Consider the following 7,988-nt stretch of genomic DNA (forward strand, 5'->3'; position numbering starts at 1 on the left):
TACCAACCTTCGTTACATTGTCAGAGCCGCTACTTTATTCAGGCTCCTAGGATCATCTGGTGATACAGATGGTTCACTCATTAAGCGGTGAACAGCGCTTCATACGACTTCACGTCGCACGCCCCAAAACGTGTTGAGGCGAATGCCTTAAAAGAGCGATAACCGGTCATTGAGGATGGCTAAATTTAGGGCTAATTAATAGATAAAGTTGTGTCGTTTATTCATATAGTCAAGCAAACGAGCAACGCGTATATCCTACATTTAAATTTATTTAAAATCTTGAAATACCCTCGGTTATTTGTTGGAATGTGGATAGATGAGCTTGACGTCAGCAAAAATATGCGTGATGAGCGCACTATTAAATTGTTAGGCGTTGCTGAACAAGGAGAGATATTCAATGGCTTTTGCCCTCGCACCAGATCAAGAAAATGCTTACCCATCACTCATTACGGCATTGTGCGCGCGCGATGCGTATACTAGAGGCCATTGTGACCGCGTCTGTGCGCTTGCGTTGGAAGTGGGGCGTGCGGCCGATTTGAGTGCCCCCTCATTAGATGACTTGCGTATTGCCAGTCAATTACACGACGTGGGTAAGATTGGAGTTCGTGATACTGTTCTCTCGAAGCCTGGAAAGCTCACACCTGATGAAAGGGAAGAGATAAAGGCTCACTCGGTTATCGGTGAGAGAATAATTAGTGAGACATTCCTGACAAACAGAGACGAGGTCGCGTCTATTGTCAGACATCATCATGAAGCATTTGATGGAAGTGGATACCCGGACGGACTGGCTGGTGCCGATATTCCCCTGAGTAGTCGAATACTTTCGATCATTGATGCGTATGATGCACTGACGACTAGCAGGCCATACCGCATGGCTAAATCGCACCTTGAAACTATGAATATCTTGAAGCATGAAGTGGACACGAAGTTTGATCCAAATATTTTTTTGTTGTTTACAAAAGTCATAAAGGCCAGTTCGGCACGTGCCTCGTAAACGCTCGTTTCTAGAATACGGTGAACGCTGCCTAAAAAGTCTCTGCAGATGACATTTGATCCGCCACCCACTTTTTTGCTAACGCAAAAGCAGGCGTTGTCTCAAATGCACCTGAGCTCAGGCGTTGCTAATGTCTGCAAATGGCACAGAGCCGTCCTTCGGCTCTAACTCATTTATGTCCATCGACGATTTATCAATATAACTCACCTTTGCCCCTTTCCGTGACAGCTAGATTTTGAGCCGATAAATATTCACTAATATTTGCCCTACATTACCTAATGTTAAACTAGGAAGCATGCACATTTGAATAAAGGTGTTTAGGATGTCAATCGTGATGCTTACTTTATTATGACTTATACAGTTATTGTGAATATTTATGCAATTACTAGTGGGTTTGATATATCTATTTCCCAACATATGGATATACCGGTTCACCCCAAAGGTCATTAGGGTTATTCATCATAATCTCAATGATCGTTGGTACTAGTAGATCCAGTATATTTGTACAATATCTCAATTGTTGACGATTGGCTGAGCTATTAAAAGTGGCCCCACCATGCATGATTTGATTTCTGAGAGTATATAACCGAGAGAACAGTACACTAAGGACAGTAGCGGTGTTTGTCAAACTAGTTGTCGCGATCACTACGTTATGCACTCTCAGCCTTGACACTATTTTGTTCAGGGTTTAAGTACACTTCTTTTGGTAAATTCCAATTACGGATATTACCGCTCCAGCGCTCAGGGTGAGCATCTTTAGCACCTTGATAAACTTCTTTTCTATTAGCCAATATGTCACCCGCTAATCCTGAATGCCTTTGATGTGGGCTGACGTATTTGATGCCACTATGTTTGTGGTTAAAATTATACCAGTGGCTAAATTTCAACACCCAACTACGCGCCTCATCAATTGTTGAAAACCCTTTATACGGATAATTTTATAGTGCGCGAAGGGCGGATCTTTCTGCTCCGACCACACTCATATGTATACTTTACACAGTTTTAACAAATTAGCTAAGATATTACTATCACTAAGTTTTCTATTATCTTTAAGCAGATCTAAATAGAACACTATACGCGCGTCGCACATATCCTTGAATATGTGCGAAAACAACGGGTTAACCACTTAATTAGCTGTTATTTTTTAGGCAAACGCATTCGTGCAACCGTATTATCAGATAAAACATAGTGGTGGAATAAGGCGGCGGCTGCATGTAGTCCAATCAAGTAATAGCCAACTTCCCCAGCGGTTTCATGCAGCTCTTTTATGGTTTTAGCTAAGTCTAAATCTTTACTGGCCAATGGCGGCAGCTCTAGACCAAAAAACGGAATTGGTTTGCCCGCCATGCTCAAAATTAACCATCCAGCAATAGGCATAGCAAACATGAACCCATACAAAATAACATGCACTAGTTTGGCCAGGTTATTTTGCCATTTAGCTGGCTGTGGTTTTATATCAGGAGCCGAACCACCTACTATGCGAGCAATTAGCCTAACGCTTACTAAGGCTAAAACCGATAAACCAAGCATAAAATGCCACATTTTAAAGGCATCTCGGGTTGCTGTTCCTTTGTCGAATAATTCGCGCAGTTCAATGCTTGCGTAAACAGCGACTATCAATATGAACATAAGCCAATGCAAAGCAATGGAGAGTGTATTGTAATGAGTTGTTGTATTTTTTAAATTCATAGTGCCCCTCGAAAAAATTAAACCTTATATTAATCGTATAAAGTTACTGACCATTTAGCTGTTTTAGAGCTTAAAAAAGTAGCCTACCCCACTACAAAGTAACCTATCATTACTAAGCATTTAGTGATCTAAAACATAAAATTTATATTTTAAAAAACATGAGTAAATATACTTGATAAGCACTTTCATTGTAAGTACGTAAAAAAATGGAGACACATAAAAATTAAATATGGGCTCCAAGAAAACCTTATAGAAAAAACATTTATAAACAATTTAATTAGTTCAAATGGTTGCAACTAGCAGCAGATGACCAACAAGGAGACGCCTCTAATTTGGGTCCCAAATTAACCAAGCCACTACAATACTGTTATTTGGCTGGAATATGGAAAATAATAGCCTAAGTATTTACTAGAAAAAGTCGAGAAACTGTTTACTGTAGTGGTCAATAAGATTTTAAGTTTCAAGGAAGCTTTTGTGAGAGATAAAGAGAAAATTGCGGTATTTATTGATGCAGATAACGCACCTGCTCAAAAGATAGATAAAGTGCTATCCGAGTTGGCGCGATATGGTGTAGTCAACATTCGTAAAGCATATGGAAATTGGAAAAATCAAAACCTGAAACCGTGGGAAGACGTGCTTCATGAATTTGCAATACAGCCGATGCAACAGTTCGATCTTACCAAAGGCAAGAATGCCACTGATATGGCATTAGTAATTGATGTTATGGATGTGCTGTATACTAAAGACATTGATGTTATTTGCCTGGTGTCGTCCGATTGTGATTTTACTCCCTTGGTAACTCGTTCTTTGGCTGATGGTAAATTTGTGATTGGTTTTGGTGAACGTAAAGCACCACTAGCTTTCGTTAATAGTTGTTCACTATTCCTCTATCTTGACGAAGATAGCGAAAAAGACCCTCCTATACAAAAACAAAAAAAGAACATAAAAAGTGACACCAAGTTAATTAATTTGCTTAGGCAAGCAATTGAGGCTGTCGAAGAAGACGATGGCTGGGCCATGTTAGGACCAATCGGTACACATATTTCAAATCACGCATCCTTTGACCAGCGTAATTATGGCTTTAAGAAGTTGAGTGATTTATTTCAAGCTATAGATTTGTTTGAGATGAAAAAAACAAATGGCTCAGTTTTATGGATTAGGGATAAAAAGAAAGCAAAACAACTTAACAAATCAAGGTAAGGCGCTTTATTAATATCCGCTTATGGCACTTAGCCAAACTTCGGCAAAGAGCGAAAAGCAGACATTGACCGTTAATCGTTTCAACGACGGCAATTAGCCATACGTTGCATGTTTGCTCCCTTACTGGTTTTACGATATCCAAAACCGACATAACGACCATTAAGCAAATACCAAAGTAAAATAGGTATGTGCTCCAATCATATAGCCAAAGAGGATAAAGCGTTAATAGCACTGCTACAGGCCCTAGAATGCTGAAGACAGCTCTGGTATGGTTTTTATTTTTGTGCCAGTTGTATAAGTTTACCAATAGTTCCAAAGATGCAAAAATAGGTAAAAGCGTATTTACAGCTATTCCTTCGAAGTGAGAGAAGAAGCCTAGTCCTAATGCCGATGCAAGTGACCTTAATGCAGGGAGGCAGGCCGTGCCGCTAGCCAAACGCCACTAGAGCCTACTCTGTCTAATATTTTATTTATCATTTGAAAGTCTATTGGTTGATATTACCATCATTCTAAACTCCGTATACAAGTACGGAGTCAATCATTTTAATGAGTCAATTATGGGGCAATGTGTTGGATCTTCGTTTTGCATACAGGTATTTGTCATACCCACAATTACTTTCTCTAAACGTTGAAGGTCATTAATTTTGTCTCGAATGATTGCTAACTTTTGTCGGTTTAATAGCTCAACTTGAGCGCAGTTGCTGTCCATAGACATTAGCGATTTTATTTCTCTTAACGTAAAGCCGAGCGCTTTGGCTTTTGTGATAAACCTAAGTTGTCCTGCTATTGATTCGTCATATTGTCTATAACCAGATATTGGTTTTTCAGGTTGTGTAATCAGTCCTTCTCGTTCATAAAAACGAATGGTTTCTACATTTAAATTTAATGATTGTGCTAATTTGCCAATGGTTTTCATTATTGCCTTTGTGAATACTACTAATCTAAAGTTATATTTAGTTCAACTATCTAATGACTTGATAATGCCACAGACTTCAATTGTACCGTCAGACCCGCAAGAGCTTGCCATTAGTTTTAACTCTTTTTTGAGTGCATTCAATTCCTTCATTCGTTGATTAACTAAAGTTAGTTGCCGATCAATTAATGCATTTACACTAGAGCAACTCTCCTCTGGCTTGTTTTTTAATTCAATGAGTCGCTTAATATCATTAAGCGGAATATCTAAACTTCGACAATGCTTTACGAACTCTAGCTCTTTAAATGCCTTATTAGAATACAACCTGAAATTCCCTTCAGTGCGATCAGGATCTGACAGCAAGCCCTCCTTTTCATAATATCGGATGGTTTGTACTGAATACCCCGATGTTTTCGATAACTCACCAATTTTCATAAAATTTCCAAATAAACTTGACCCTATAGTCACTATAGGATTTATAGTTAGAGCATACAAGTTAATCGGAGATGAAAATGAGCGATTGTGGGTGTGAAGTTGAGCTAAAAGATAACCAGCAAAAAACGGTGCTTTATTGGCTTCTGGCTATCAATGCCTCGATGTTTGTTTTTGAAATTGGCTTTGGTTGGTTATCAGAATCAACGGCTTTAATTGCAGATTCGTTAGACATGCTAGCGGATGCAATCGTCTATGCAATTGCACTATACGCGGTGGGAAAGTCAATCCAACATAAGGCTAATGCTGCTTTAGTGAGTGGCTATTTCCAACTGGGGTTAGGCGTGCTAATTCTAATGGATATTGCTAGAAGGCTGTATGGTGAAAGTGAGCCTCACTCTTGGTTTATGATTGGCGTAGGCATGGTTGCTTTAGTTGCAAATGTGATTTGTCTCATCCTTATTCGAAAGCACAACAACGATGAAGTACATATGAGAGCTAGCTGGATATTTTCAGCGAATGATGTAATTGCAAATCTTGGTGTCGTTATCGCAGGCATACTCGTTATGGTGCTGAAACAGCGTTGGCCTGATATCGTCATTGGTAGCATCATTTCAATGTTAATTCTTCGAGGCGCTTACCGAATACTAAGCGATGCTAAACAAGAATTAGCTGTTGCTGAGAAAACACGTTAAACACCAAATGAAGATAAACAATCAACCTTTGGTTGTTCAAAGTAAGGAAACATCAATGAATAGCAAATATCTAGAAAAAACCAAGATAGTAAATTTTGAACACTCTACAATTCAATCATTAATTTCTGAGCGTAATTGGCAAGAACTCGATGACTTCAACAAAATTGGTGCAGCCTACCAATTTGTTAAAGATGAAATATTATTTGGTTACAATGAGAGTGATGATATTTCAGCAAGCAGTGTTTTAGCCGATGGTTACGGACAATGCAATACCAAGGGTAACTTGCTGATGGCTTTGTTACGAGGATTAGGTATTCAATGTCGTTTTCACGGCTTTACTATTGAGCAGCGATTACAAAAAGGAGCTATTCCAACTTATGTATTTTGGTTAGCACCTAAATATATCATTCATAGTTGGATTGAAGTTTATTTCAAGGATCGTTGGATAAACTTAGAAGGCTTTATATTAGATGAACAATATTTAAGTTCACTACAGCACAAATTTAGTCAAATAAAAAACGAATTTTGTGGTTATGGTGTTGCAACAAAGTGTTTCTCTTCGCCAGATACAGATTGGCGTGGTCAAGATACCTATATACAAAAAGAAGGTATTCATGATGATTTTGGTGTTTATAATTCCCCTGATGAGTTTTATCTCGAAAAAGGAACTAACTTATCAGGAATCAAACGTTGGATGTATCAACGAGTGATCCGTCACTTTATCAATTTTAACGTAGTCAATGTAAGAAATTTAAAAGTTCTTGAGGTGGAAAATGCACAATCATAGCCATAGCCATTCGCATGGAAAAGACGACCGTATAGGTTGGACATTTTTCCTTAATGTTTCATTTACTATTATCGAATTTATTGGTGGTTGGCTAACCAACAGTACCGCTATTATGGCTGATGCTGTACATGACCTGGGTGACAGTTTATCTATAGGATTCGCTTGGATACTGAGTCGTTTCTCGGATAAAGAAGCATCCGATAGATTTAGCTATGGCTATCGTCGTCTTACCCTGTTTGGCGCATTAATTAACAGTATTGTATTAGTTATTGGTTCTGTCTGGGTGTTATTTGAAGCAATACCAAGATTATCTAATCCTGAAATGCCAATGGCTGAAGGAATGTTGGGTCTTGCATTACTTGGGGTTGCTGTTAATGGGTATGCAGTATTTAAACTAAAAGCGGGTAAAACGCTGAACGAAAAAGTACTTACGTGGCATTTGCTTGAAGACGTACTTGGCTGGGTTGCAGTCCTAATTGTTTCTATCGTGCTGCTTTTTGTAGATCTACCAATATTAGATCCTTTGCTTTCTATAGGCTTTACACTGTTTATATTGTTTAACGTTTTGAAAAACCTGAAAACAACATTGGCACTATTTCTTCAAGCTACACCTGATGAAGAAGTGCAGAATAATATTGAAAAAGCGATAAAGGCTATACCTGAAATTAATGGGATTCATCATATGCACTTTTGGTCATTAGACGGGGAAAGTCACGTATTAACTGCTCACCTAGAGTTAGCCCATAACTTTGAGGTTGATAAATTAATTAGGCTAAAACAACAAGTGGCTAAGGAACTTTCTTCTTATAATTTATCTCATACAACCATTGAGTTTGAGTTTCCTCAAGAAACTTGCCGTGACGAGCATGAAAAACATGCGCATGGCTAGTTTAGAAAACCTTTTTTTGATATTATAATTTTTCATATTTAAGTAGGTGTTTATTTTGAAATTCAATGTTGCGTTAAAAATACTATTAGTCGTTTCGATTGTTTTGCAATCGTTAACTGCTGTTGTATCCGCAACACCTGAGAATCACCAAATAGATATAGAGCACCTTCAAATTCAACATGATCATGCAGATGATCGAAATGTCTCAAATGATAATGTAGGTGATGAGCAGCATAATGAAAAAGATTGTCATCACTGCGGACATTGCAGTGGCAGCCACTTATCTTGGATTTTAGTCAGTAATTCAAATACCACGGGCAAACTAAACATTATCAATAAAACGCCTTATCAAATTGATCAAACAAGTACCTTTCTTGAAGCGATACTTC

At 38.3% G+C, this 7,988-nt stretch carries 11 protein-coding genes; 6 read left to right on the forward strand and 5 right to left on the reverse strand.

The annotated features are described in order from the left end of the window. The first annotated feature begins 397 nt into the window (after positions 1-397). Complete coding sequence (locus PSI06_RS20290; RefSeq protein WP_004589546.1) at positions 398-994, forward strand: HD-GYP domain-containing protein; 597 nt, start codon at positions 398-400, stop codon at positions 992-994. Between the two features lie 650 nt (positions 995-1,644). Here PSI06_RS20290 and PSI06_RS20295 read toward each other — a convergent pair. Together PSI06_RS20295 and PSI06_RS20300 are read right to left on the reverse strand one after the other, a co-directional pair. Further along, entirely contained in the window at positions 1,645-1,884 is a 240-nt protein-coding gene (locus PSI06_RS20295; RefSeq protein WP_010555484.1) for a hypothetical protein, read from the reverse strand. 247 nt (positions 1,885-2,131) lie between these two features. After that, the gene (locus PSI06_RS20300) at positions 2,132-2,683 is read right to left on the reverse strand and encodes a cytochrome b (protein ID WP_010555485.1); all 552 of its coding nucleotides are present in this window, start codon (positions 2,681-2,683) and stop codon (positions 2,132-2,134) included. A 474-nt stretch (positions 2,684-3,157) separates the two neighbouring features. Here PSI06_RS20300 and PSI06_RS20305 point away from each other — a divergent pair, with 474 nt between their 5' ends. After that, positions 3,158-3,883 (forward strand): NYN domain-containing protein, encoded by a 726-nt coding sequence (locus PSI06_RS20305; protein ID WP_010555486.1) that lies wholly within the window; start codon positions 3,158-3,160, stop codon positions 3,881-3,883. Here PSI06_RS20305 and PSI06_RS20310 read toward each other — a convergent pair. From PSI06_RS20310 to PSI06_RS20320, 3 genes are all read right to left on the reverse strand, one after another. Continuing rightward, positions 3,867-4,319, reverse strand: a complete 453-nt coding sequence (locus PSI06_RS20310; RefSeq protein ID WP_273604746.1) for a MerC family mercury resistance protein — start codon at positions 4,317-4,319, stop codon at positions 3,867-3,869. The genes PSI06_RS20305 and PSI06_RS20310 overlap by 17 nt on opposite strands. 102 nt (positions 4,320-4,421) lie before the next feature. Next, positions 4,422-4,799, reverse strand: a complete 378-nt coding sequence (locus PSI06_RS20315) for a MerR family transcriptional regulator (protein ID WP_004588890.1) — start codon at positions 4,797-4,799, stop codon at positions 4,422-4,424. A gap of 42 nt (positions 4,800-4,841) precedes the next feature. Then, positions 4,842-5,231 carry a Cd(II)/Pb(II)-responsive transcriptional regulator gene (locus tag PSI06_RS20320; RefSeq protein ID WP_004588889.1) on the reverse strand — a complete coding sequence of 130 codons (390 nt, stop codon included), beginning with the start codon at positions 5,229-5,231 and terminating at the stop codon, positions 4,842-4,844. A gap of 77 nt (positions 5,232-5,308) precedes the next feature. Between PSI06_RS20320 and PSI06_RS20325 the strand changes: the two genes are divergently transcribed. The 4 genes from PSI06_RS20325 to PSI06_RS20340 form a co-directional block, all read left to right on the forward strand. Then, positions 5,309-5,923 carry a cation transporter gene (locus PSI06_RS20325; protein WP_004588888.1) on the forward strand — a complete coding sequence of 205 codons (615 nt, stop codon included), beginning with the start codon at positions 5,309-5,311 and terminating at the stop codon, positions 5,921-5,923. 55 nt (positions 5,924-5,978) lie between these two features. After that, entirely contained in the window at positions 5,979-6,710 is a 732-nt protein-coding gene (locus PSI06_RS20330; protein ID WP_004588887.1) for a transglutaminase-like domain-containing protein, read from the forward strand. Continuing rightward, complete coding sequence (locus PSI06_RS20335; RefSeq protein ID WP_004588886.1) at positions 6,697-7,599, forward strand: cation diffusion facilitator family transporter; 903 nt, start codon at positions 6,697-6,699, stop codon at positions 7,597-7,599. The genes PSI06_RS20330 and PSI06_RS20335 overlap by 14 nt, the downstream gene beginning before the upstream one ends. A 55-nt stretch (positions 7,600-7,654) precedes the next feature. Next, positions 7,655-7,988: hypothetical protein (locus tag PSI06_RS20340; RefSeq protein WP_273605065.1), on the forward strand; the 334-nt coding region annotated here is incomplete at its 3' end.

The organism is Pseudoalteromonas sp. GABNS16E, from assembly GCF_028598715.1.
In the GTDB taxonomy this organism is placed as follows: Bacteria; Pseudomonadota; Gammaproteobacteria; order Enterobacterales; family Alteromonadaceae; genus Pseudoalteromonas; species Pseudoalteromonas atlantica.

Excerpts from the sequence above, each read along its gene's own strand:
- PSI06_RS20290 (WP_004589546.1), top strand. The coding sequence starts at position 398 with ATGGCTTTTGCCCTCGCACCAGATCAAGAAAATGCTTACCCATCACTC.
- PSI06_RS20300 (WP_010555485.1), bottom strand. The coding sequence starts at position 2,683 with ATGAATTTAAAAAATACAACAACTCATTACAATACACTCTCCATTGCT.
- PSI06_RS20315 (WP_004588890.1), bottom strand. The coding sequence starts at position 4,799 with ATGAAAACCATTGGCAAATTAGCACAATCATTAAATTTAAATGTAGAA.
- PSI06_RS20320 (WP_004588889.1), bottom strand. The coding sequence starts at position 5,231 with ATGAAAATTGGTGAGTTATCGAAAACATCGGGGTATTCAGTACAAACC.
- PSI06_RS20325 (WP_004588888.1), top strand. The coding sequence starts at position 5,309 with ATGAGCGATTGTGGGTGTGAAGTTGAGCTAAAAGATAACCAGCAAAAA.
- PSI06_RS20330 (WP_004588887.1), top strand. The coding sequence starts at position 5,979 with ATGAATAGCAAATATCTAGAAAAAACCAAGATAGTAAATTTTGAACAC.
- PSI06_RS20335 (WP_004588886.1), top strand. The coding sequence starts at position 6,697 with ATGCACAATCATAGCCATAGCCATTCGCATGGAAAAGACGACCGTATA.